This is a genomic window from Mesorhizobium sp. B3-1-8 (genome assembly GCF_006439495.1).
GTDB lineage: Bacteria > Pseudomonadota > Alphaproteobacteria > Rhizobiales > Rhizobiaceae > Mesorhizobium.
Window position 1 is genome coordinate 63,947 of the sequence record NZ_VFTK01000012.1, and the last position, 24,852, is coordinate 88,798.

Consider the following 24,852-nt stretch of genomic DNA (forward strand, 5'->3'; position numbering starts at 1 on the left):
CCTGACCGCCACGGCACCGGTTATGCTCTTGAAATTTTTCACCAGTTTTTCCCGACTGTAGAATTTTGTTTCTGGATTGTTTCTGGGGAATCCGGCCGGCGCGACGATCGAGGCCACTGGCCAAGATGTGGCCCGAATTCTATCGTGTGAGAGACCGGCGAGGGATGCACGGCCAACAGAATCATAGGTTTCGAGTGAAATCGGACGCACACATACTGATCGTCGACGACGACAAGGGCATACGCGACCTGCTGCAGGAGTTCTTCCAGAAGCGCGGGCTGCACACGACGGTGGCTGCCGACGGCATCGAAATGGAAGCGGTCCTGCGCCGCACGCCGGTGGACCTGATCGTTCTCGACGTGATGCTGCCAGGCAAAAGCGGGCTTGAGCTTTGCCGCGAGATCCGCGCCAACTACACCACGCCGATCATCATGCTGACCGCGGTCACCGAAACGACCGACCGCGTTGTGGGCCTTGAAATGGGCGCCGACGACTACGTGCCAAAGCCCTTCGACCCGCGCGAGCTTTTGGCCCGCATCCGCGCCGTGCTGAGACGCAACGGCAGCGCCGAGCCGCGTCGCCCCACGGCCAAGCAGATTTACCGCTTTGCCGGCTGGACCATGGATTGCGCGAGGCGCCGACTGACGGCGCCCGACGACGTCCGGGTGGAACTGACGATGGCGGAGTTCAACCTGCTGCAGACCTTCGTCAAGAGCGCGCAGCGCGTGCTTACCCGCGAGCAGCTGATCGAGCTCTCCGGCGGCGACACCGGCTACAGCTTCGACCGCAGCGTCGACATTCTGGTGAGCCGCCTGCGCCGCAAGATGGAAGACGATCCGAAGACGCCGAAACTGATCCTGACCGTGCGCAGCGGCGGCTATCAGTTCCTGCCCGAGACGACGTCCGAATGAGACGCTTCCTGCCGCAGACCCTGCCAGTCTGGGTGCTGCTCATCGTCATTGCCGGCCTCATGCTCAGCCAGGTGACGACGCTCTACATCGTCGCGCGCGACCGAGCCGCCGCCAACGGCGTCGTCGATCTCTACCGGCTGAACGACCGCGCCTATTCGCTGGTGCAGCTGATGCATGACGCCACGCCCGAAGAGCGCAAGGCGACCGCGTCCGGCCTGTTCAACTCGACCTACGCGCTGACGGTTTCGGACACGCCCGCCGTCACCTCTTCGATCGCCGGCGACGACCAGCTTGCCGAGTTGGAGGACATCCTGGTCGGCCGCCTGTCGAAGTTCGGCATCACCGATGCGCGCGTGCGGCGCGATCCGGCCACCCAGGAGGCCGATGTCCCGGACGGGCAGGCGGTGAACAAGGATGTCGGCCAGGTCGAGCGCGACCTGCTGGTCCTGGCCGCGGATTTCGCGCAAAGCGATAAGCTGACCGCCTCGCTGCGCTTTTCCGACGGGCAGTGGCTGAATTTCACCGAACCGATCACGCCGGCGGGACCGATTCTGAGCCTCGACAGCCTGCCGCTTTACTCACTGATCGCCGGCTTGATCATCATCATGTCGATCTGGTCGCTGCGCCGGCTGACCGCGCCCTATCGGATGATGGAAACGGCGGTGACGCGCATCGGCAATGACCTGAAAAGCCCGCCGATCGCCGAGAGCGGAAGCCGCGAGATCCGCGCGGCCGCAAAGGCGATAAATGCCATGCAGATGCGGCTGCGCGATTATGTCGAGGACCGCGAGCACCTCGCGGCGGCGCTGGCGCATGATCTGCGCACGCCGCTGACCCGGATGCGCCTGCGCCTCGAACTGTTGCGCAGGTCGCCCGCGCGCACGGCGCTGGCGCACGACCTTGCCGATATCGAAAGCATCGCGAGCTCGGTCATCGACTTCGCCAAATTCGAGGTAACCGAGGAAAAGGCCGAGCGGATCGATTTCTGGTCGCTGGTGGAATCGGTCGCGGACTCCTTCGACGGCGCATCCTTCGACGAAGACGTGGTCCCGTCGCGCGGCCTGATCTGCATCGCACGGCCGGTGGCGCTGCGGCGCTGCATCACCAATCTCATCCAGAACGCGGTGACCTACGGCAAGAAGGCGCATCTCGGCGTGCGGCGATCGGGCGACACGATCACGCTTTCGATCCGCGACGAAGGCCCAGGCATCCCGCAGGAGAAGTTGGCCGCTGTGTTCGGCTCCTTCGTGCGGCTGGAGGAATCGCGCAACCGTACCACCGGCGGCCTCGGCCTCGGCCTCACCATCGCCCGCAACATCGCCCGCGGCGCCGGCGGCGAGGTCGATCTTTCCAATCACCCCGGCGGCGGCCTGCTGACGGAGCTGCGGCTGCCGGTGGCAGCTTGAGTCAGGAGCGGCGTCGGTCCGCCGTCCGCGCCTCTGGATCAGTCGAACCATCCTTGTGATAGTGTGGTTCCGCCTGATCACGAGGGAAGACACGCCCATGTTCTACGCCGTCCTGGCCTATCACGTGGAAGACACTGTGCAGTCCTGGACGCCCGACGAGGACGCGGCGCTGATGAAGGACCTGCTGGAGGTCAACGACAGGCTGACTCGCGACGGCAAGCTTGGGCCTGCGGCAAGGCTTGGCCCGACGGCACAGGCGGTAACGTTGCGCGGCCCGGCCGACGCCATGGTGATCGATGGCCCGTTCGCCGAGACCAAGGAGCAGTTGCTTGGCCTCTATGTGCTTAACTGCGCGAGCCTTGACGAGGCGATCGCCGCCGCGCGCGATCTCAAGCGCGTCAACCCAAGCGCCGTCTACGAGATCCGACCGATCGCGCTTTATCTGCCCGGCGCGCCGCTGACGGTAAGCTGAGACAGGTTCCCGAGCGTGCCTCAGGCCGGTGTCGCGGCCTCGATTTCCCGTCCCAGCCGGAGCATCTCGCCGACCACCAGGTCGAGATCGTCGCGGCGCGTGCGGTGATTGGCAATCGCCACCCTCAGGCAGTGCCGGCCGTGCACGGTCGTGTCGGACAGGGCTGCGATGCCCTCCTCCTGAAGTCTCAGCATGATCTCGGTGTTGAAAGCCTTGAGCCGCTCTTCGGACGCGCCCGCCAGCCGGTGGCGGAAGCTGACGATGTTGATGGTGGTCGGCGCCATCAGCTCCAGCGCCGGCTCAGCCTCGATCAACCCGGTGAGGTGGCGGGCCTGGGCGATGTTCTGGTCGATCAGCCGGCCGAACTTTTCGACGCCATGCTCCTTCAGCGCCATCCAGATTTTGAGCGCCCGGAAGCCGCGCGATGTCTGCAAGCCGTAATCGTGCAGCCACTCTCCGGACGCGAGGCCGCGCGGCGTCGATTCCAGATATTCCGGCGTGACGGCAAATGTGTTGCGGTGCGCGGATGCGTCCCGCACCAACGCGCAGCCGGCTTCGAACGGCGCGTGCAGCCATTTGTGCGGATCGAGCGCGATGGAATCCGCCCGCTCGATGCCTGCGACGAGCGATCGGCTCTCGGGCGCGATCGCGATCAGCGCGCCGATGCACCCGTCGACATGGAACCAGAGGTCCTCTTCGGCCACCACGCTCGCCAGCGCCTGAAGGTCGTCGACGGCGCCGGTGTTGACGGTGCCGGCGGTGCCGATCACGCAGGCCGGCTTGAATCCCGCCGCGCGGTCCTCCGCGATTGCCGCCTTGAGCGCGGCGATATCGATGCGCAACGCGGCGTCGGTCGGGATCCGCCGCAACGCCCGATTGCCGAGGCCCAGCAGCTCCATGGCCTTGCGGTGGCAGGAATGCACCTGGTCCGAGGCATAGTAGCGCAGCGGCCTGGGGATGGCGCCGACCCCACGTTCGCGCACGTCGACGCCTGCCTTGACGTTGCGCGCCACGGTCAGGCCGATGATGTTGGCCATCGAGCCGCCGCTGACCAGCGTGCCGCTGGCAGAGGTCGGGAAGCCGACCATCTCCTTCATCCAGTTGACGACCTGGCTGTCCATCAGTCCGGCGGCATGGTTGCCGCCGCCGAGATTGGAACCCTGGATCGCCGCCAGGAAGTCGCCGAGCGCGCCGGTGAAGTTGCTGGACCCCATGTACCAGGACCAGAAACGCGGATGGACGTTACCCATCGGGTAAGGCATCAAATTGCAGGCGACGTCGTCATAGACGTCGGCCGCCGGCGCCGGCGAGCGCGGCAAGGGTGCGCCGAAGAATGCCCGCACCTCGGCCGGCATCCCGCGCCAGACCGGTCGGTCGCGGACATCCTTGAGATAGGCGATGGCATCGTCGAGGATCCGGTGCGACAGCGCTCCCACCTCGGCCCAATCCGGTGGATCGAGCGTTTCTTCCGCGTTCGTCGCTTCCTGAAATGTATCCATCTCGCCTCTCCCGCCGGCGCGGGTCGACCCGCGCGTAAAAGAATGACGCCGCCATGTGGGGCGGCGTCGCGGTCGGCGTTGTCAGGCTTCGAATTGACAGCTCGGCGTCGAGCGCGACAGCGCCGTTTCCTCGGCGTCCATGTCGGCCTCGATGCCGTCGAAAAGCGGCGTCGACATGTAACGCTCGCCTGTGTCGGGCAGCATGCACAGGATCACCGACCCGGCCGGCGCGGTGCCCGCGATCTGCCGCGCCACCGCAAACGTGGCGCCTCCGGAGATGCCGGTGAAAATGCCTTCCTGCTGCGCCAGCGCCTTCGCCCATTTGATGCCTTCGGGACCGGAGATCGGCACCACCTCGTCATAGTAGCGCTGGTCGATCGCCTCCTGCAGCACATTGGGAATGAAGTCCGGCGTCCAGCCCTGGATCGGATGCGGTTCGAAGGCCGGATGGCTGGCGGCCGGCGCGCCGCCGGCACCGCGCTCTTGGCGCTTGCCGCTGCCGATCAGCTGCGCATTCGCCGGTTCGGTCAGCACGATCTTGACCTCCGGCCGCTCTCGGCGCAGCACGCGGCCGACGCCGGCAACCGTGCCACCGGTGCCGTAGCCGGTGACCAGATAGTCGAGGCGCGACCCGGCGAAATCATTGATGATCTCGCGCGCCGTCGTCGCCTCGTGGATGGCGGCATTGGCCTCGGTCTCGAACTGGCGCGCCAGGAACCAGCCATTGGCTTCGGCGAGCTCGACCGCCTTCTTGTACATGCCGAAACCCTTCTGGGCACGCGGCGTCAGCACCACCTTGGCGCCAAGCATGCGCATCAGCTTGCGGCGCTCGATGGAGAAGCTGTCGGCCATCGTCACCACCAGCGGATAGCCCTTCTGCGCGCAGACCATGGCAAGGCCGATGCCGGTGTTGCCGCTCGTCGCTTCGATCACGGTCTGGCCGGGCTTGAGCTTGCCGCTGCGCTCGCCTTCCTCGATGATGTTGAGCGCCAGCCGGTCCTTCACCGAGGCCGCCGGGTTGAAGAACTCGGCCTTCACATAGATCGTCGCGTGACCCGGACCGAGATTGTTGATGCGGATGACCGGCGTGTCGCCGACCGTATCGAGAATGCTGTCGAACAAACGGCCGCGCCCGGACGTGGTTCTGATTTTCAATTGATGCAACATGGCTTTCTCCTCGATGTCCTCACGTGCCGGTTACAAACCGGCAGCTTTGGCGGCGCGGTTTCGACACCTGGCCGCGATAGGTTGCTTGATCTGCCGCAAAAGCGGCAACGGCGGCGTTCCGGCACGGAATGGGGCTGCCGGCTGCCTCCTGTCATCTTTGGTGATAGACTATGGACCAACTGGCCAGCGTTGGAGAAAGCGTGGAAACATACGTGGAATCCACCCGATCGAGCCTGAACGGCCCCGTTGGCCTGTCCGTAAGGCTGCTCGGGCAACTGACGATTGCACGCGATGGAGTGCCCGTTACCTTGCCCTCGTCGCGCAAGCTGCGCGCTCTGCTTGCCTATCTGGCGCTGGCGCCCCACCCTGTCAGCCGCAGCCGCCTTTGCGAACTTTTCTGGGACGTGCCCAACGATCCGCGCGGCGAGCTGCGCTGGTGCCTGAGCAAGCTGCGCGCCGCGCTTGACGACCCGGATCGGCGCCGGGTCGAAACCCATGGCGATACGGTGACGCTTCGCCTCGACGGTGTCCACGTGGACGCGCTGGATGCCGCCGCGGCGGTGGCCGAAGGTGTCGAGACGCTCGATCTCATGCGGTTAGAGGCGCTTTCGCAACATTTCGCCGGCGACTTTCTCGACGGTCTTGAGCTCGATCGCAGCCCGCATTTTGGCAGTTGGCTGACGGCGCAGCGCCGCCGTTTCAGCGCGTGCCATGTCGCCGTCCTGGAGCACATCATCGGTCTTGTCCCGCCCGGAGCCGACGAGGCCGGCGCCTATATCGACAAATGGCTGGAGCTCGCACCCTTCGATGGCCGTGCGCATGTGGCGCTGCTGGAAAATCTGGCCCGGCGCGGACAGATCGGCGCCGGCGAGGACCATCTTGCCACGGCGGCGGAACTGTTCCACTCGGAAGAGCTGGATTTCACGCCATTGCGCGAGGCGTGGCAGGAGATAAAAGCCCGGAACGCCGGCGCAATGCCATGCGCCCGCTCCGGGCCGGCTTTCCCGGTCTCGGAGCCGCCCGTCGCCGCTATCGAATCCGAGCCTGTTGCGACACGCCGGGCGTCGCTTGCGGTGATGCCGTTTGCGGAGAGCGCCGGCGCTGGCGACTTCCGCGGCGGGCTCGCCGACGGCCTCACGCATGACATCATCACGCGGCTTGCCAAGCTTCGCGATTTCTTCGTCATCGCCCGCGGCTCGGTCTTCGCGCTCGCCGAGAAGAATATCGCGCCGGAAGATGCCGGACGCAGGCTGAATGTCGACTATGTCACGACGGGCTCGGTGCGCAGCCGGCCGGGCCGTATCGTCGTTTCCATTGAGCTCGTCGAGGTGCGCACGGCGAGAATCGTCTGGGCCGAGACCTTCGAGCACAATCCCGACGACATCTTCATCGTTATCGAGGATATCGGCAACAGCATCGTCTCCTCGATCGCCGCCGAGATCGCGACGGTGGAGCGCAACCGCGCATTGCTGAAAGCGCCAAACTCGCTCAATGCCTGGGAGGCCTATCATCGTGGCCTCTGGCACATGTATCGCTTCACCCGCCAGGAAAACGAGCTGGCGCAGCATTTCTTCGGCGAGGCGTTGAAGCTCGATCCCACTTTCGCCCGCGCCTATGCCGGCATGTCCTTCACCCATTGGCAGAATGCCTTCCAGCGCTGGGGCGAGCGCGATCGCGAGACCGCGCTTGCCTTCGAAAGCGCCGGCCGGAGCCTTTTGGTCGACGACCGCAACCCTTCCGCCCATTGGGCCATGGGGCGGGCGCTGTGGCTGCGCGGCGAGCAGGACGGTTCATTGCTCGAGCTGGCGAGCGCCGTCGACCTCAGTCCCAATTTCGCGCTCGGCCACTATGCGCTGTCCTTCGTCCATTCGCAGTCGGGCGACCCGCAATCGGCGATCGGTTCGTCCGATCATTCGCGTCATCTCAGCCCCTTCGATCCGCTGCTGTTCGGCATGATGGGCGCCCGCGCCATGGCGCATGCGCGGCTCGGCGAACACAACGAGGCCGCGGAATGGGCGCTGAAGGCGGCCGCGAGGCCAAACGCTCATGTCATCATCCTGGCGATCGCCGCTCATTGCCTGGCGCTGGCCGGCCGGCGGGACGAGGCGCGGAATTACGCCGCCATGATCCGCAACACCTTTCCGAATTATCGCGCCGACGACTTCATCGCGACATTCCGTTTCGACCGGGATGGTGAGGCTCTCTTCCGGAATGGCGCGAAGCTGATCGGGCTGAATTGAATCCAATCGGGCCTAATGCATGTCGCGCGAAAGTGACCTCGGTTTTGCGACAACGACATGCATCAAGCAACGACCTAAAGCGCGTCGCGTGAATCCGTTTCGACGCGACGCGCTTTAATGTGACAGCGGCCCGCTGGCCTTGCGCCAGGCGTCGATGCCGCCCTGGATGTGGCGGGCACTGGCAATACCGACATCCTGCGCTGCCTGCACCGCCATCGCCGAGCGCTCGCCGAAGGCGCAATAGAACAGGATCTGCTTGCTGGTAGACTTCGCCAGTTCATGCAGCATGCCACCGGCGGCGATGTTTTCCTGCAGCCGCGCATAGGGCAGATGGATCGCGCCGGGAATGACGCCGTGCCGCTCGCGTTCTGTCTGCTCGCGCAGGTCGATCAGCGCCACGTCGGGCCGCCCGATCATCGCCAGCGCCTGCTCCGCGCTTACCGCCCAGCCGCGGCTGGCGATATCGTCCTGGTGCAGCCCGACCCGCATGTTGGCCGGCACGGCCACATCCATCATTTTCGGGTTGGACAGATTGAGATTGTTCATGATGTTCACATACTCGTCGACCGACTTGACCTGCAGGCGCGGATTGAAGGCCTTTTCCTCGCCGATCGTCGACACGGTCTCACCCTTGTAGTCATGTGCCGGGAAGATCAATGTCTCGTCGGGCAGCTTGAGCAGGCGGCCGAAGATCGATTCATATTGCTGGCGCGGATCGCCGTTCTGGAAGTCGGTGCGGCCGGTGCCGCGGATAAGCAGCGTGTCGCCGGTGAAGACCCGGTCCGGCAGGATGAAGCTGTAGGAATCGTCGGTGTGGCCGGGTGTGTAGATGACGTCGAGCGCCAGTCCCTCGATGCCGAGCTTGTCGCCGTCGGCAAGCCGCATCGACACCACGTCGGCCTTGGTCTGCTCGCCCATCACGGTCACGCAATGCGTCTTGTCGCGCAGCGCGCCGAGGCCGGTGATGTGATCGGCGTGAAGATGCGTGTCGACCGCCTTGACCAGCCTGAGGTCCAGCTCATTGACCAGTTGCAGATAGCGCTCGACCTTCTCCAGCACGGGATCGATGATCAGCGCCTCGCCGCCGCGCCGGCTGGCAAGCAGATAGGAGTAGGTGCCCGAAACGGAATCGAAGAGCTGACGGAAAATCATCGTCGCATACCCCACTTCATTTACACCGCCGGGCATCGCCCGCGCGGTCATAGCAATATTCTACTGCACGGGCTTCTGGAATCAGAATGGATTTCGAAAAATATATGGCGGTAGACGACCTTCCCTGCGGCGGCGGGATGCCAGCCTTCAAATGCGGTCCGGGCTGGTCGATCAGCTCCCTCAAAAAGCCTTGCTGAGACGGGCCTGGCCGCGGACGGTGAAGGCATTGTCGGTCTCGTAACCCGCCTCGAAGCCGGCATTGAGCGTCATGCCGGCGCCCACCTCCGCGGCGACGTCCGCGCCGGCAAAGCCGCGCAACACAAATCTTTTGCCGCCCGCGGGAAAAGAGATGTCCTTGCCGAGCAATGTCGCCGAAACGTCATCGCTGCTTTGCGCGATCGCGTCGATCCCCGCTCGAAGCGTGGTTTGCCAGGTCTGGCTTGGCATGCTGACGGGCGCCAAAGCCAGCGCGAGCTGGCCACGCGCCTCGAAGACGTTGACGTTGCGCCGCGCGACCGCGAGATCGCCGTCCGAACCGGTCTCGGCGTAATCGTCGAAGAACAGCCCGGCGTAACGCAGCCGCACGCTGGGTATCAGCGTACCGGACGAAACCGGCAGCCGCGTGCCGAGCGTAACCGACGGGCTGAGGAAGACGCCGTTGAAATCCGCCTGCGCCGTCTCGATGCCGTCGAGCACCAGATTGTTCGCGACACGGCGGCGGCTGCGCTCCTGGAGCACGCCGGCGACGAATGCCGCTTCGGCAAAATTGACCCCTCCGTCATAGCCGAGATAGCCGCCCGCGAACACGCCGCGATGGACGATCTCCTGCGCGTCGTCGTCGACCTCGGTCGATCCGGCGGCGCCTCCGATGAACAAGCCACCGAGGAACCCGTCGCCCGAGCGCGTTTCGGCGCCGGCGACCATGCCGCCAAGCGCCTCGCTGAATCCGGCCGATGCGCCGGAACCGCCCTGGGAGCGTAGCCCGCCGAATGTCGAGATCCAGGCGTCTGGACCTTTATGCGGCGCAGGCAAATCGTCGCTTGGAGCGGACATGCGCGCCTCCGCAACACCGGCTATGCCGTCGACAAGGTCCTCGACCAACGGCCCGCTGCTGGCAAACCCGGTGATGTCCACCACCGCCACGCTGGAGCCGCTCGTCACGAACGGCCTGCCGCCGGTCAGCACGGTTTGCGGCAGGCCGCTCCCTGAAAAGCTCATGACGGCATTCAGTGCAGGGCCGAAGGTGACGGTGTTGCCGCCGCCGGAAAAGACGATCGGCCCCTGAATGGCCGTCCCGCCCAAAAGATTCAGCACCGCGTCGGGCGCGCCGAAATAGATCGCCACGCTCTGGTCGCCGAAGACTCGGCCGGAATTAGTGACGACAGAGTTGCTGCCCTGGGCGGCGATGGCAACACCGCCCACGCCCCCCACGATGACCGAACCCGAATTGACGATCGTGGCGTTGCCGAACAGGGTGCCTATGCCTGTCGAGGCTGTCCCGAAGACATCGACCGTGCCGCTGTTGGCAATTGCGATGTCATTGCCGCTGGCGCCGATGCCGACGAAAGCCAGCCCCGACACAACGATCGACCCGGAATTTTGCAGTTGAAGACCGTTGCTCTGCCAGATGATCCCGGCGGCGGCGGTCCCATAGGCCTCGATCGAGCCGCTGTTGTCTATCTCCAGGTCCGGCCCATCGCCGATTATGCCTGCGGCGGCCGTGCCTGAAACGCCGATAAAGCCACGGTTGTCCACCCGCCCGCCCAGGGCGTCGCTGATGATGCCGTATGTGGCGACGCCAAGCGCTTCGATCGAGCCGTTGTTCACGATGTGCGCATTGCCGCCCTCCGACAAGATGCCGATGGAGGCATCGCCTATCGCCAGGATGGCTCCGTTGTTGAGGATGGTCGCGCTGCTGCCTTGCGAATGCACATTGGCGGCGGCGCCGCCCAAGGTTGCAATCAACCCGTCATTGGTGAGCCGCTGGTTCGAGTTGAGCATCCGCACGGCATCGATGCCGGCGCCGAATGTCTCGATCGCCCCGTTCGGCTGCACGATGCCGGTATCGCCGGCAGCGGCCATCGTCTGCTGGCTGGCGACGACGCCATTGCCGATGACAAAACCTTGGGAAAACGCCGCGCCGCTTGCGAGCGAGATCCCGGCGAACATCGACAGCGCTACCGCGCCTGGAACCCCTGTGCGCGACGTCGGCATCACCCTCTCGGCGCATGGGCATACAACAGATAGATTCTGCGCTGGAAGGAACCGGAAAACAAGCCGCGGGCCGCGCGCCCGGACCGGAGACCGGGCGCCTTCGAAGAAGCCTATCGCCGCAGCACCGCGCTCAGCACGTCGCGGATGCCGATCGCGCCGACGAAGCGCGAGCCTTCGTCGAACAGCGCCACCGGCGCCGTCTGCGAGCGGTGCATGGCGAGCATTACCGTCTTCAGCGGCGTGCCGGGATTGGCCCAGAACACCTGGGCCCCCTCCTCCGGCTGGGCCTCGACATCGGCGCAGGAGACCCATATCGCCGGCTTGCCGTCGCGTTCGGCCGCGGCCACCAGGCCGTGGTCGTCGATCTTGAAGCGCGTCGTCTTGCGCCGGTCGAGCCACACCCAGCCGTCCTCGCCCTGTTCGAGATCGCGGCGATCGCGCATCACATTCCATGCCGTCAGCACCGAGAGCGGATTCACATTGGCGATGAAGTCGCGGACATAGTCGTTGGCGGGCCTAAGCACGATGTCTTCCGGCGCGCCGGTCTGGACGATGCGGCCGCCCTCCATGATCGTGATGTGGCTGCCGATCTTCAGCGCCTCCTCGAGGTCGTGGCTGACGAAGATGATGGTCTTCTTCAGCTCGGCCTGCAGTTGCAGCAACTCATCCTGCAGCTTGGTGCGGATCAGCGGGTCGAGCGCCGAGAACGGCTCGTCCATCAACAGGATCGGCGCTTCGGTGGCGAAGGCGCGCGCAAGACCGACGCGCTGCTGCATGCCGCCCGAAAGCTCATGGGCGTATTTCTTCGACCATTGGTCGAGATGGACCAGCTGCAGCTGCTTCTGCACGCGCGCCTTGCGTTCCACCTCCGGCACGCCGGCAAGCTCGAGGCCGAAGCCGACATTTTCCTCGACCGTGCGCCAGGGCAGCAGGCCGAACTGCTGGAACACCATCGCCACCTGCTTCTGGCGCAGCCGCCGCAAGGTCGCCTCGTCGCAGGTGACGACATCGACCGTGTGGTCGCCGTCCTTGACCAGCACCTGGCCTCGCGACACCACATTGAGCCGGTTGACGGCCCGCAGCAGCGTCGACTTGCCGGAGCCGGACAGGCCCATCAGCACCGATATCTCGCCTTCATGCACGGTGAGGCTGGCGCCGGCACAACCCAGCACGTTACCGGTCTTCTCGAGGATTTCGGCGCGCGTAGCGCCCTTGTCGATCATCGCCAGCGAACCTGCCTGATCGGCGCCGAAGACGATGTCCACATTCTTGAAATCAACCGCGACGGTCATTTCTTGCCTCCAACGCCGATGCGGGTCATGCGGTCGAGCACGATGGCGAGCACGACGATGGCGAGGCCCGCCTCAAGCCCGAGATCGATGCGGCGCGAGCCGAGCGCGCGGTTGATTTCCGTGCCGAGGCCGCCGGCGCCGATCAGGGCGGCGAACACCACCATCGACAGCGACAGCATGATGGATTGCGTCAGGCCGGCCATGATGGTCGGCAGCGCCGACGGCAGCTCCACCTTCCACAGAAGCTGGCGCTTGGTGGCGCCGAACGCCTCGCCCGCTTCGACGATCGCCTTGGGCACTGAAACCACGCCGAGATGCGTGAGGCGCACGGCTGTCGGGATGACGAAGATGATGGTGACGATCAGGCCGGGCGCGTTGCCGAGGCCGAACAGCGTCAGCACCGGGATCAGGTAGACGAAGGTCGGCAGCGTCTGCATCAGGTCGAGCACCGGCAGCATGACCCGGTAGACCTTCGGCTTGTGCGCGGCCCAGATGCCGAGCGGCACGCCGATCGCCATGGCCATGGCGGCGGCGGCAACCACCAGCACCAGCGTCTGCACCGTCTGCTTCCACAGGTTCTGGTTGATGATGAAGATCAGACCCAGGAAGACGCCGATGGCGAGCGGCCGCGAACGCTGCAGCAGCCAGGCGATGATCGCGATGACCAGCGCCAGAAGCACGGGCGGGACCACCAGCAGCAGATCCACCGCCCCGTCGAGGATGAAGTTCAGCCCGTTTGAAAACGCCCGGAAGATGGTGTCGAAATTGTCGGTCAGGAAGCCGAAGAAGGCCTTGCCCCACGGCCCGATGGGGATTTTGTAATCGGTCAGGAATTTCGAAATCGGATCCATCTTTCCCCTCTCGGCTTTGCCGCGCTTGCCGCACGGTCAGCTTCTCGCAGCTTAACGCATGTCACCCAAAAGTGTGCAGCGGTTTTGGGAAAATGGCATGCGTAAAACAGAGACTTAAAGCGCGATGCGCTTTAAGAAAAAGGGCAGCCTTTTCTACCTGGCTGCCCTCTTCCGGATCATCGTTCCGGATTCAAAGCAGGCTCAGCCTCCGAGCGCGGTCTTGACGGCAGCGGCCGCGTCGCCGCCGTCGAAAGTGGTGACGCCGGCAATCCAGGGCGCGACCGCGTCAGGATGCTTCTTCAGCCAGTCCGTCGCCACCGTCTGGGCGTCGCCGCCCTTCAGGATCGCGTCCATCATCTCGCCTTCCATGTCGAGATTGAACTTCAGGTTGGCGATGAACTTGCCGGCGTTCGGGCATTCGGTGGTGTAGCCCTTGCGCACATTGGTATAGACGGTGGCGGCGCCGAAGCCGCTATCGCCCATGCCGTCGAGATAGGTGATCTTCATGGCGCCCATCACCGGATGCGGCGTCCAGCCGAGGAAGGCGATCCACTCGTTGTTCTTCATCGACTGCTCCGCCTGCGTCAGCATGCCGGCTTCGGACGACTCGACCAGTTCGAAGCCTTCGAGGTTGTCCTTCGGGTTCTTGATCATGTCGAGGATGATGCGGTTGCCGTCATTGCCGGCCTCGATGCCGTAGATCTTGCCGTTGAACTTGTCCTTGAACTTGCCGAGATCGGTCAGTGTCTTGACGCCGGCATCCGCGACATAGGTCGGCACGACGATGCCGTAGCCTGCACCGGTCAGGTTGGTGCTGATCGTCTCGACCGACCCGTCGGCGGTGTAGTCCTTGATGTCGTTGGTCATCGACGGCATCCAGTTGCCGAGGAAGACGTCGAGGTCCTTGTTCTTCAGCGAAGCCATGGTCACCGGCACCGAGAGCTGGATCACCTGCGGCTCATAGCCGAGCGCGGTGAGCAGCACCGAGGCCAGCCCCGTGGTGGCCTGGATGTCGGTCCAGCCGACGTCGGAGAGCCGAACCGCCTTGCAGCTCGCCGGATCGCCGGCATAAGCGGCGGTCGTGGACAGAAGCGCCGCGAGGCCGAGGCCTGCGACGAAAGATTTCATACGCGACATGAACTTTCTCCCATTGCAATTCTTAAGGCAAAGCGAAGTCACGGTTCTTGCGCCCGCCTTGTTTCGTCAGCCAAACACCATTTTGATGTTGTTTCAAGCGGTTCAACATCACGATGAACGGCGCGCGCTGGTCATTAAGCGACATGACACCCTTTTGAGCGACATGGAGTTTTTGAACGGCAGGGAGTTTTTGGTGGACGGAGCCGGTGCCCTCTCCCCGCGCGGCGGCAAGTCGGCTTAAAAGCACCTATGGCCAAGCTTTATTTCCACTACGCGACGATGAACGCCGGCAAGACGACCATGCTTTTGCAGGCATCCTACAACTATCGCGAACGCGGCATGTCGACGATGCTGTTGGTCGCCGGCCATTACTGCAAGGGCGACACCGGATTGATCTCGTCGCGCATCGGCCTCGAATCCGAGGCCGAGATGTTCCGCGGCGGCGACGACCTCTATGCCAGGGTCGCCGAGCACCACCGGCATGCCCCGGTGCATTGCATCTTCGTCGATGAGGCGCAGTTCCTCGAGGAGGAGCAGGTCTGGCAGCTCGCCCGCATCGCCGACCGGCTGAATATTCCGGTCATGTGCTACGGCCTGCGCACCGATTTCCAGGGCAATCTCTTCTCCGGCTCGCGAGCGCTGCTCGCCATCGCCGACGACCTGCGCGAGGTGCGCACCATCTGCCGTTGCGGGCGCAAGGCGACGATGGTCGTGCGGCTGGGTCCCGAAGGCAAGGTGGCGAAACAGGGCGATCAGGTGGCGATCGGCAAGGATGTCTACGTCTCGCTCTGCCGCCGGCATTGGGAAGAGGAGATGGGCCGCGCCGCGCCCGACGACTTCATCGGTTTTGTGAGCCGCTGAGCCGGAAGGCTGCCTAGAGCCGGATGTCGTCCGAAAACCGCTTCAAGCCTTGACCGGCGCCGGCGAAACGGGCATCGCCGCTGCAAGATATTTGCCGGCGCTGTTTCATGGCCGTTCGCAAAAACAAGACCTTAAGGCATATCAGCCAAAGCTGTTCGATGATGGTGCGCGTTACTAGGCACCATGCGCATGCTTGCCTTGCCTTTCAAGGACCAAACCAATTCTTTTGTTTCGACGCTTCTCCTTGTCTTCCTTCTTTCAATCCCTTGAAGCCCCACATATATTCGCCGCCACGACACGGAAACGGATGCCGAAGCGGGAGGCCCCAATGGCGACATTGCAGAATTTCGATGCCGAAATTGCCAAGACCAAGCAGGTCGTGCAGGACATGCGCACCAAGATCGAGCAGTCCGGCACCGTGCTCGACACGCTCGCCCAGGCCGACAAGAAGATCGGCGACGCCAATTTCGACATCGAGAACGCCCGCATCGAGGACGTGCTCAAGCAACAGAAGGTCATGGAAGGCAACATCGCCGACCTGATCATCGGGCTGGAGGACGCCACCAATGTCTTCGGCGCCGAATTCGAAAGCATGAAGAACTACACCGGCTGGGAAAACTTCGTCGGTGTCTTTTCGGCGCAGCGCAAGCAGCGCATGCGCACCGACCGCGTCCGCAACATGTCGCTGGCCGGCAATCTTCAGGAGCTGCTGGCAAAGTCGGATACCATCGTCGGCATATTGAAGGCGCAGAAGCAGGTCCTCGACCAGCGCTACAAGACCTCGGAGACCAGCCTGTCCCAGGTTATCGAGCGCCGCAAGGTGACGATGACCAATCTTGAAGCGGTGCAGAAGCGCATCGAGGAATTGAACCCTCAGCTGCTCGATATCGAAAACAAGATCGCCGCCTCCACGACCCAGAAGGAGCGCACCGAGCTTGAGGGCGAACGCTCGAAAATGGCGACCGAGTACAATGAAAAGCAGGCCAAGGAACAGGAGCTGCTGGCCGAAAGCCAGACGCTGGAGCGCTACACTTCGATGTTCCAGACCTTCGTCGATTCGCTCAACAACCAGATCGCCGCGCAGTCGACGCTGATCAACAAGCTGACCATCGACACCGAGCAGCGCATCGTGCTGTACAAGGCGCTGGAGGATTCGCTGAAGACCGCCGCCCAGCAGGACGTCGCCCACAAGATCAACACGCTGGGCAGCCAGGTCGATAACACCGCCGAGGAGACGATGGCCGGCATCGGCGCCGCCTCGCAGAAGCACATCGGCGACCTCTTGGAGATGCACGAGAAGAACATGGTCGCCAGCGCCGACATCCAGCGCCGCAAGAAGCTCGCCGACGATGCTTTCGCCCGCCGCTTCGACGATGTGATGAAGAAGCACAATTCGGCAAACTACGTGCAGTCGTAGGCGGCGCCGCTGACTTCATTTCCACGGCAGCCACATGACACCTGAAAACGACGCCGCGGCACGCTATTTCTCCGCCATCACGGCGGCGCTGAGCGGGCTGGAAGTGTTCATGCGCGACGACCGCTCGCCGCTCTACCGGCACGGCATCGTCGCCAGGATCGTCGCGGAGTATATCGCGCGGCTGGACAAGTCCTTTGCCTGCTGGCGCAACCGGCTCGGTTTCATGGACACCTTCCGCATCTCGCGCGCCGAAAGCGGCTACCCCGTCTTCCAGAACCTGCTGGAGCTGGAAAACGACCGCCAGCAGGCCGATGCGCGGCTGGCCAACATCCCGCAGGCCGGCGAACTGCGCGAGGAGATGGCCGACTTCATCCTTCGCCACAAGGAATTCCCAGAGGCGCTGCAGAAGTCGATGGCAGAGCGGCTCTATCTTGAGGACGTCAAGAGCGAGGCGACCTTCGGCCCCTTCACCCTGGCGCAGACGGCAAAGGTCTCGGTCAACCCGAAGACAATGCGGCCCTATTATCTCGTCCACTGGGCCGCTTTCGACGGCAGCGCCAACCTGCCGCTGGTCTACATGGTGACGGTGGAGGACTCCTCCGAAAGCATGGTGCGCCAGCTGGTCGACGTGAACGGCAAGCTCAACGAGCGGGTCGATATCCCGCTCCCCGTCGACGGCTTGCTCAACCCGGAGCTTGCGCACCGCTTCGACGATTTCACCGAGAAGAACTCGGCCTACACGCTGTCTCCGGCGACGATCGCGGTCAATCTCGACAAGGATTTCGAGCCGCTGCATCCCAAGCAGCTGCGGCGCGTGGTGCTGGGACCCTTCTACTCGGCCGGCATCACCGACAACAATTCGACGGTGGCCGAGGTGCTGGCCAAGGTGCGCAGGCCGCAGAACGCCTGGCTGCTCACCTGGACCATCCAGGAAGTCTTCTCCAAGAGCGAGAAGCCCGGCCGCAGGGGCCTGTTCTCCAGCGAGAAGACGACGCAGGAATTCTTCATCAACACCGACGATCTCGAAGCGGCGCGCCAGGGCGTGTCGAGCTACGAGAACCACGCGCTGATCCCGCACGAGGCCTACCAGGCGCTCTACGCCGCCGGCGAGGCGCAGAAGATCTTTTCCGGTTACAAGGTCCACATCCTGTCCAACGGACAGGTGATCAGCGACGTCTGACCGTCAATCGCGGAGCATCCTTCATGGACACCGGCCTGACAACGATCTCGGAAGCCGCAATTGAAAAGCACCGCGCGACCGCGCAGAGCTTCATCACCCGCATCGTCGTGCTGGAGGACCCCTCGCGCGAATCCGGCACCGCGCTTGCCGGCACCAACCGACGCTTCGTCTCGACCGTGTCGGTCGGTTCGGTGCGCCGCACGCGCGAGGTCGAGCTGTCGAAGACGGTCGCGGCCATCCATCCCGACGACCAGCTGATGAGCATCCCGCAGCACACGCTGCTCTACCGCGCCCGCCGCGGCCTGGCGATCGCGCTCGCCATATCCGACGTCTTCGCCGAAGGCTCCGACCTCGAAAGCCTGCAGGCAAGGAACGTCCGCGCGCCGCTCGAAGGCGACGAAGCCGCGAGGTTCAAAAAGCTTCTGTCGGCGTCGGCTTACGTGTCGGCCTTCAGCTTCGCTTCCTACCTGTTCCAGCTGATCGACAGCGACAGGGAGGCGCCGAACGACAGCCCCGAACCCGACTTCCTGTTCGATACCCCGCAGGACGCGGTGAAGTCGATCGTCGCCGGCCTCGACAAGGCGATCGCCGGCTCGAAGGACGATGCGGACCTGATGACGCGGGCGCGGGCCTTTGCCCGGGTCGCCATCGACGGGCTCTTGGCGCGCAAGGGCCGCTTCGACGGCATCGGCCCATTCGAGAACGCGCATATCCGCATCGATGTCGACGATTTCATCCTCGATGGCTTCGACGTCGCGCCCGGCAAACGATCCAAGCCGCTGGTGATGACCTTCAAGAAGCCGGAGGAAGTCGTCGGCAACCACATCGCCAAATACCAGTCGGTCAAACTGGCCAAGATGCTGATGGCCTATGATTTCGAGCGCGAGCTCAATCCCTTTGTCGAGCTTGGCGGCTTCCTCTTCACCTTCATCGGCGACGGCGCGCCGGGCACCGGCAAGACGACGCTGATCCAGATGATCGCCGGCCTCGTCAATGGCTACTGTCAGGTCGCAGGCTATCCTTTTGCTTACGAGAATTTCGGCGTCGACCAGATCTCGTCCTATCAGGGCAAGTCCGGCCAGAACTGCCGCCAGTTCATCAACAACGTGCTCAATCCGCGCGTCATCGGCTTCGGCACCATCGACGACATCGACCAGGTGGCGGCGCGCCGTTCCGACGACCGCGCCTCGGCCGGCCAGCAGGAGATCACCGGCGTGCTGATGGACGCCTTCGCCGGCGCCTCGACGGTCGTGCGCGGCAACTGCTCCTTCGGCATGTTTTCCAACTATCCGGAAAATGTCGACGATGCGCTGCGCCAGCGCGCCGGCGCGCGATGGCTGGTCGATGGCCCGCAGACCCGCGACGACTATATCGACATCTTCGTGCTGCTTGCCGGCAAGAACCATAAGATCCCGCTCGGCGAGCACGAGCTCTATGCCGCGCAGGAGATCCAGCGCGCCGTCGAGGAAGCCTATGAGGAGCATGAGAAGCCGCAGGAAGACGGGCTGATGAAGGTCTATGAGCGCTACATGAAGGAGAATGGCGCGCCCAAGACCATGGCCGATGTCGGCACCTACCTGCATATGATCAAGGACGCCGAGCCGCGCTTCACCGGCCGCGCCATCAAGAACGTCACCGATGCCATCAAGATGCGCGCCATGGATATCGAGCTGCCGGACGACTGGTTCGAGAAGCCGGAAGCCTTCATGCACAAGAGCTACGACGACAAGAAGGCGATGATCGAGGAACTGCGCGGACCGTTCTCGATGGACATGGTCATGCAGGAGATCAACCGCTACGCCGATTCCGAGTTCCGTTATTCCGACAAGTCCGACGATGCCGCGGTGGAGAAGCTCCTGCGCGACGCAAGGCTGCGCGAGCGGGCGGCGCGCGAGATGGAGGAATTGAAGAAGAAGGGGCTTTGGTGATCTTTTCCTTCTCCCCGTTCACGGGGAGAAGGTGCCCGAAGGGCGGATGAGGGGCAGCGCCATGCGTGGGAGGAATGAACCGAAAGTGGCGAGAGCCCGTCAGCTTCGGAAAGTCGAAAACGATGCGGAGGAACGGCTGTGGCATGAACTGCGAGGACGGCGATTGAACGGCTACAAATTTGTTCGCCAACTGCCGATCGGCCCTTATTTTGCGGACTTCGCCTGCCGCGATGCCAATCTGGTTGTGGAGGTGGACGGCAGCCAGCATGCAGGCCGCTCTCGGGATCGATATAGGGACGAAACCATGAACGAAAACGGTTGGTCGGTGTTGAGAGTATGGCACGCAGATGTTTTGACCGGCCTTTCGAGCGTGCTGGACACAATTGTTGCAGCCCTGGATGGTCGGCTGGATCGCAAAATGATCGGTGTCGATGCGAAATTTCTGCCGGCCGCACCCTCGGAGCAGGGACGATGAGCGTCGGCGCCGCCCCTCATCCGCCCTTCGGGCACCTTCTCCCCGTGAACGGGGAGAAGGAAGAATGACCCACGCCAAAAAGCCTGATCTTCTGCGCGACAACGAGCTGATCTACGGCCGCTTGCTCGCCATCGACGAGCCGCACCTCATCCAGCGCTACAACAAGGCGCTTGCCGCCTTCGGCCTCGAACCGACCAAGCTTAAGAGCTTCCAGATCGACCGCACCGGCTTCTCGCCGGAGATCGCCGAGGAATGCGGCGACTATGACTATCTCGACCCCAACGAGGTCAACCGCCGCTTCATCATCCTGACGCCGTCGCAGATCGACCTGCCGGTGGTGCATACCGCCTTCTCCAACACCTCGCAGCTGATGTTCGAGTTCATGTCGAAGAACCAGCGCGCCATCGACGCGCTGACCATCAAGGACGTGATCTACGGCGAGATCGAGGACTCGGTTCCCAAGGTCAACGACATCGAGGACCTGCTGTCGATCAACCAGGTCGAGTTCAAGGTGCTGTCGGCAGAGGACGTGCTGGGCAAGGCGGCCGAGCTCGGCAAGCTGGTCGACCGGCTGAAGCAGGAGCCCGACGCCTGGCGCGACAACGCCATGCTCCAGCGCATGGTCGATCTTGCCAAGGTCTGCGGCGACATCCGCGAGAACGCGCTGGTGCCGGACCAGGTTATCTTCCGTCACAACGCCTACTGGACCAGCCATTTCGGCGGGCTCTACGTCTTCGTCGACCCCGATATGACGACGGTGATCAGCGATCCGGCCGCCCCCGGCTTCCGCCGCTCGCGCCCCTGGCAGGTAAGCTATCTGTCGATCAACGACGCCGACAAGGTGTTCCGCTTCCTGGCCGCCACCGGCCGGCTCGACCTGCCGCGCGCCTCATGGATCGAGGCTTCCGGCTATCTCGAGCATCGCGCAGAAATGGTCGTGCGCGCGCTGATCCGCGACGCCGAGCCCAACCGCAATCTGACCGATGTCGACAAGGTGTGGCTGCAGACCTGGATCCACGGCCATGCCGACCTGATCGCCCAGGACGGGAACTTTCCCTTCCTCAATGCCGCCAAGCGCGAAATCGCCCAGTTCGGCCATCTCAAGATCGAGGATGTGCCGCCGCGCCAGCGATTCCTGGTCGTGCGCGCCAAGCCCGACCATCCCGATGCCTGGCTGACCAACCAGTTGATCTCGGATTTCGTGCCGCAGGACTTCGTTTCGCGTTACGTCTTCAACAAGCCGGGTTTCTACAAGGACTATGACGGCTTCAGCGACGCCTGGAGAAGCCATGTTGTGGACGTTCTGAAAACCACATATTTGAAGGAAAAGGCGGCGTTCCGCGCGCGCCTTTACGGCCTGACTGACTAGAGCGAAATGAGCCGTCATTTCGTTCTCACTTGTTGTTTTGGCGCATGATGTTATCCAAAAAGTCTGCAACTTTTTGGCATCATGCTAGGGGGTGCCACAGCCATGCTCGACCCGATCGTGAACTTCTTCACCCAGATATTCCAGTGGATCGGCCGCGGCATCGGCTTCGTCATCGGCGTCATCCTGTGGCCATTCATGTGGGTCGGCCGCTGGTACGGGCAACGCGGCTGGATTCTGAAGGCCGTGGTCGGTCTTGCCCTCCTGGTGCTGATCGGCCTCTACGCCAATTTCTTCTACGCTACCCAGTGGTGGAACAATTTCAACCCGAACTATCCCGACACCTACACGTTCGAGAAGCGGAACGTGTCGGCGGGCGAGCAGGTTTCGGCCGGCAGCGGCACCGATACGGCCAAGACCTGCGGCAACTCCGCCATCGCCCAGGTTGCCGCCGATCTGACGGACTTCAACGTCAACCAGAATGCCTGGATCTCGTCGATGATCCTCTACAAGCTCGGCCTGTTCGGCATCGATTGGGACAACACGCCCTGGATGGACAACAAGGCGTCCTTCCAGCGCGGCATCAACCAGGCGGTGCGGCGCACCGCGACCGAGCTTGCCGACAATCTCGGCCGCGTGCGCACGACCTCGCAGATCGACGCCGACCTGCAGGACGCGCGCGGCAATCTGCAGTTCGACGAATACACCTGGTATTTCGGCCTGAACCCGTTCGGCCCCAAGACGCCGACGCCGAGCTATTATCGCGACGCTGTGCGCAAGCTGCGCTCCTTCAACGCCCGTCTCGCCACCTGCCAGGCGACCTTCGACGCCCGCGCCGACAATCTGAAGCAATATATCGACCGCATCGCTTCGGACATCGGCTCGACCTCGGCCATCCTCAAGGAACGCGCCGAAAACCACAACAATGGCTGGTTCGATACCCGCGCCGACGACCGCTTCTGGTTCGCTTATGGCCAGCTCTACGCCTATTACGGCCTGATGAGGGGCGCCCAGGCCGACTTCGAGGATGTGATCAAGGAAAAGCACCTGCAGAATCTGTGGGACACGATGGACCAGCAATTCGTCTCGGCGCTGCGCATCCAGCCCTTCATCATCGCCAATGGCCGCGAGGATGGCTGGCTCCTGCCGACGCATCTGACGACGATGGGTTTCTACATCCTGCGGGTGCGCTCCAACATGGTCGAGATCAGCAACGTGCTGACGCAGTAGCAGCCTCTTCGGCCAAGACAGGGATGGTGGATTTGCGCCGTCGCTTCTGTCGCTTTTCGCGTATTCAGCGGCTGTTTTGAGACGGCGGAACGGCCTTCGCTCTGGCTTCTATACGCCGCAAACGACTGGGGTCGAAGACCCGAACAGGGTCGCACCGGGAACAGCAATATTCTTTCTTTACAGGAAACATAGTTGCATGAAAGTTGACGCCCAGGCAGCGACAGGGTTAGAAAACACCCTTGCGCCCGTGCGGCGTTCCAAACATGCACAATTGATCAAAACAGTCCCTTCCAACGCCCAATCCAGAGGAAAGCCGTCATGGCCGAAGTGAAGTCCGACATCGAGATCGCGCGCGCCGCCAAGAAAAAACAAATCCAGGAGATCGGCGCCAAGATCGGCATTCCGACCGAACACCTTCTGCCCTACGGCCACGACAAGGCAAAAATCTCGGCCGAGTTCATCAAGTCGGTCAAGGGCAACAAGGACGGCAAGCTGATCCTGGTCACCGCCATCAACCCGACGCCGGCCGGCGAAGGCAAGACCACCACCACCGTCGGCCTCGGCGACGGCCTGAACCGCATCGGCAAGAAGGCGATCATCTGCATCCGCGAAGCCTCGCTCGGCCCGAATTTCGGCGTCAAGGGCGGCGCCGCCGGCGGCGGCTACGCGCAGGTCGTGCCGATGGAGGACATGAACCTCCATTTCACCGGCGACTTCCACGCCATCACCACCGCACACAATCTGCTCTCGGCGCTGATCGACAACCACATCTACTGGGGCAACGAGCTCGGCATCGACACCCGCCGCGTCGCCTGGCGCCGCGTCATGGACATGAACGACCGGGCGCTGCGCGAGATCATCTGCTCGCTCGGCGGCGTCGCCAACGGCTATCCGCGCGAAGCCGGCTTCGACATCACTGTCGCCTCGGAAGTGATGGCGATCCTGTGCCTGGCCACCGATCTCAAGGACCTTGAGAAGCGCCTCGGCGACATCATCGTCGCCTACCGCCGCGACAAGTCGCCGGTCTATGCCCGCGACCTCAAGGCCGACGGCGCCATGGCGGTGCTGTTGAAGGACGCCATGCAGCCCAACCTGGTGCAGACGCTGGAGAACAACCCGGCCTTCGTGCATGGCGGCCCGTTCGCCAATATCGCGCATGGCTGCAACTCCGTCGTCGCCACCACGACGGCGCTGAAGCTCGCCGACTATGTCGTCACCGAAGCCGGCTTCGGCGCGGACCTTGGTGCCGAGAAATTCTTCGACATCAAATGCCGCAAGGCGGGCCTGAAGCCTTCCGCTGCGGTCATCGTCGCGACCGTGCGCGCCATGAAGATGAATGGCGGCGTCAAGAAGGAAGACCTCGGCAAGGAAAACATCGAGGCGGTCAAGAAGGGCTGCGCCAATCTCGGCCGTCACATCGAGAACATCCGCCAGTTCGGCGTGCCGGCTGTGGTTGCCATCAACCACTTCTATTCCGACACCGAGGCCGAGATCCAGGCGATGAAAGACTATGTCGCCTCGATGGGCGAAGAGGCGATCCTGTGCAAGCACTGGGCCAACGGTTCGGCCGGCATCGAGGACCTTGCCAACAAGGTGGTGGCGCTCGCCGAATCCGGCGCCTCCCAGTTCGCGCCGCTCTATCCCGACGCAATGCCGCTGTTCGAGAAGATCAACACCATCGTCCAGCGTATCTATCGCGGCTCGGAAGCGATCGCCGACAAGTCGGTGCGCGATCAGCTCAAGGCGTGGGAAGAAGCCGGCTACGGCAATCTGCCGGTCTGCATGGCCAAGACCCAGTATTCCTTCTCGACCGACCCGAACCTGCGCGGCGCGCCGACCGGCCACACCGTGCCGGTGCGCGAGGTCAGGCTCTCGGCCGGCGCCGGCTTCGTCGTCATCATCTGCGGCGAGGTCATGACCATGCCCGGCCTGCCCAAGGCGCCGTCTTCGGAAAAGATCTTCTTGAACGAGGCCGGCCAGATCGAGGGCCTGTTCTAAAACTTCGTTCGAATTGAACGACCAAGGGCGCCGCCTCATCGCGGCGCCCTTTTTGT

At 63.5% G+C, this 24,852-nt stretch carries 20 protein-coding genes; 13 read left to right on the top strand and 7 right to left on the bottom strand.

The window, feature by feature from the left end:
• Positions 1-194: 194 nt before the first annotated feature.
• The 3 genes from FJ424_RS13425 to FJ424_RS13435 all read left to right on the top strand — a co-directional run bounded on the left by FJ424_RS13425 (position 195) and on the right by FJ424_RS13435 (position 2,789).
• A complete protein-coding gene (locus FJ424_RS13425) occupies positions 195-911 on the top strand; it encodes a response regulator transcription factor (protein WP_140645734.1) in 717 nt (238 codons plus the stop codon).
• Positions 908-2,317 carry an ATP-binding protein gene (locus FJ424_RS13430; RefSeq protein WP_140653320.1) on the top strand — a complete coding sequence of 470 codons (1,410 nt, stop codon included), beginning with the start codon at positions 908-910 and terminating at the stop codon, positions 2,315-2,317. The genes FJ424_RS13425 and FJ424_RS13430 overlap by 4 nt, the downstream gene beginning before the upstream one ends.
• A 97-nt stretch (positions 2,318-2,414) precedes the next feature.
• On the top strand, positions 2,415-2,789 hold the full coding sequence (locus FJ424_RS13435; RefSeq protein ID WP_140645732.1) for a YciI family protein: 375 nt from the start codon (positions 2,415-2,417) through the stop codon (positions 2,787-2,789).
• A 20-nt stretch (positions 2,790-2,809) separates the two neighbouring features.
• On the opposite strand, the gene FJ424_RS13440 is transcribed toward FJ424_RS13435, so the two are convergent.
• Both FJ424_RS13440 and FJ424_RS13445 read right to left on the bottom strand, forming a co-directional pair.
• A complete protein-coding gene (locus FJ424_RS13440; RefSeq protein ID WP_140653318.1) occupies positions 2,810-4,288 on the bottom strand; it encodes a pyridoxal-dependent decarboxylase in 1,479 nt (492 codons plus the stop codon).
• Between the two features lie 81 nt (positions 4,289-4,369).
• The gene (locus tag FJ424_RS13445; RefSeq protein ID WP_140653316.1) at positions 4,370-5,455 is read right to left on the bottom strand and encodes a pyridoxal-phosphate dependent enzyme; all 1,086 of its coding nucleotides are present in this window, start codon (positions 5,453-5,455) and stop codon (positions 4,370-4,372) included.
• A 170-nt stretch (positions 5,456-5,625) separates the two neighbouring features.
• Here FJ424_RS13445 and FJ424_RS13450 point away from each other — a divergent pair, with 170 nt between their 5' ends.
• Complete coding sequence (locus tag FJ424_RS13450) at positions 5,626-7,695, top strand: transcriptional regulator (protein WP_246677234.1); 2,070 nt, start codon at positions 5,626-5,628, stop codon at positions 7,693-7,695.
• A 114-nt stretch (positions 7,696-7,809) separates the two neighbouring features.
• Here the strand turns inward: FJ424_RS13450 and FJ424_RS13455 are convergent, their stop codons facing one another.
• The 5 genes from FJ424_RS13455 to FJ424_RS13475 form a co-directional block, all read right to left on the bottom strand.
• A complete protein-coding gene (locus FJ424_RS13455) occupies positions 7,810-8,847 on the bottom strand; it encodes an MBL fold metallo-hydrolase (protein WP_140653314.1) in 1,038 nt (345 codons plus the stop codon).
• Between the two features lie 180 nt (positions 8,848-9,027).
• Positions 9,028-11,061 (bottom strand): autotransporter outer membrane beta-barrel domain-containing protein, encoded by a 2,034-nt coding sequence (locus tag FJ424_RS13460; RefSeq protein WP_140653312.1) that lies wholly within the window; start codon positions 11,059-11,061, stop codon positions 9,028-9,030.
• Between the two features lie 110 nt (positions 11,062-11,171).
• Complete coding sequence (choV, locus tag FJ424_RS13465; RefSeq protein WP_140653310.1) at positions 11,172-12,353, bottom strand: choline ABC transporter ATP-binding protein; 1,182 nt, start codon at positions 12,351-12,353, stop codon at positions 11,172-11,174.
• Positions 12,350-13,204, bottom strand: coding sequence for a choline ABC transporter permease subunit (choW, locus tag FJ424_RS13470; RefSeq protein ID WP_140645726.1), 855 nt, complete (start codon positions 13,202-13,204; stop codon positions 12,350-12,352). Before choW ends, choV begins: the two co-directional genes overlap by 4 nt.
• 201 nt (positions 13,205-13,405) lie before the next feature.
• Positions 13,406-14,341, bottom strand: coding sequence for a choline ABC transporter substrate-binding protein (locus FJ424_RS13475; RefSeq protein WP_140645725.1), 936 nt, complete (start codon positions 14,339-14,341; stop codon positions 13,406-13,408).
• Here FJ424_RS13475 and FJ424_RS13480 point away from each other — a divergent pair.
• From FJ424_RS13480 to FJ424_RS13520, 9 genes are all read left to right on the top strand, one after another.
• Positions 14,340-14,582: a hypothetical protein gene (locus FJ424_RS13480; protein WP_140645724.1), complete on the top strand. Its 243-nt coding sequence runs from the start codon at positions 14,340-14,342 to the stop codon at positions 14,580-14,582. The two genes, FJ424_RS13475 and FJ424_RS13480, sit on opposite strands and share 2 nt — an antisense overlap.
• 8 nt (positions 14,583-14,590) lie before the next feature.
• Positions 14,591-15,202, top strand: a complete 612-nt coding sequence (locus tag FJ424_RS13485; RefSeq protein WP_140653308.1) for a thymidine kinase — start codon at positions 14,591-14,593, stop codon at positions 15,200-15,202.
• A gap of 328 nt (positions 15,203-15,530) precedes the next feature.
• Positions 15,531-16,619, top strand: coding sequence for a hypothetical protein (locus FJ424_RS13490; protein WP_140653306.1), 1,089 nt, complete (start codon positions 15,531-15,533; stop codon positions 16,617-16,619).
• Between the two features lie 34 nt (positions 16,620-16,653).
• Positions 16,654-17,799 carry a hypothetical protein gene (locus FJ424_RS13495; RefSeq protein WP_140653304.1) on the top strand — a complete coding sequence of 382 codons (1,146 nt, stop codon included), beginning with the start codon at positions 16,654-16,656 and terminating at the stop codon, positions 17,797-17,799.
• A gap of 23 nt (positions 17,800-17,822) precedes the next feature.
• Positions 17,823-19,727, top strand: coding sequence for an ATP-binding protein (locus FJ424_RS13500; RefSeq protein WP_140653302.1), 1,905 nt, complete (start codon positions 17,823-17,825; stop codon positions 19,725-19,727).
• A 61-nt stretch (positions 19,728-19,788) separates the two neighbouring features.
• Positions 19,789-20,202, top strand: coding sequence for a DUF559 domain-containing protein (locus FJ424_RS13505; protein WP_140653300.1), 414 nt, complete (start codon positions 19,789-19,791; stop codon positions 20,200-20,202).
• A gap of 64 nt (positions 20,203-20,266) precedes the next feature.
• Complete coding sequence (locus FJ424_RS13510) at positions 20,267-21,571, top strand: DUF6638 family protein (protein ID WP_140653298.1); 1,305 nt, start codon at positions 20,267-20,269, stop codon at positions 21,569-21,571.
• 102 nt (positions 21,572-21,673) lie between these two features.
• Positions 21,674-22,798 carry a DUF2333 family protein gene (locus FJ424_RS13515; RefSeq protein ID WP_140653296.1) on the top strand — a complete coding sequence of 375 codons (1,125 nt, stop codon included), beginning with the start codon at positions 21,674-21,676 and terminating at the stop codon, positions 22,796-22,798.
• 318 nt (positions 22,799-23,116) lie between these two features.
• Positions 23,117-24,796, top strand: coding sequence for a formate--tetrahydrofolate ligase (locus FJ424_RS13520; RefSeq protein ID WP_140645716.1), 1,680 nt, complete (start codon positions 23,117-23,119; stop codon positions 24,794-24,796).
• The last annotated feature ends 56 nt before the right edge of the window (positions 24,797-24,852 follow it).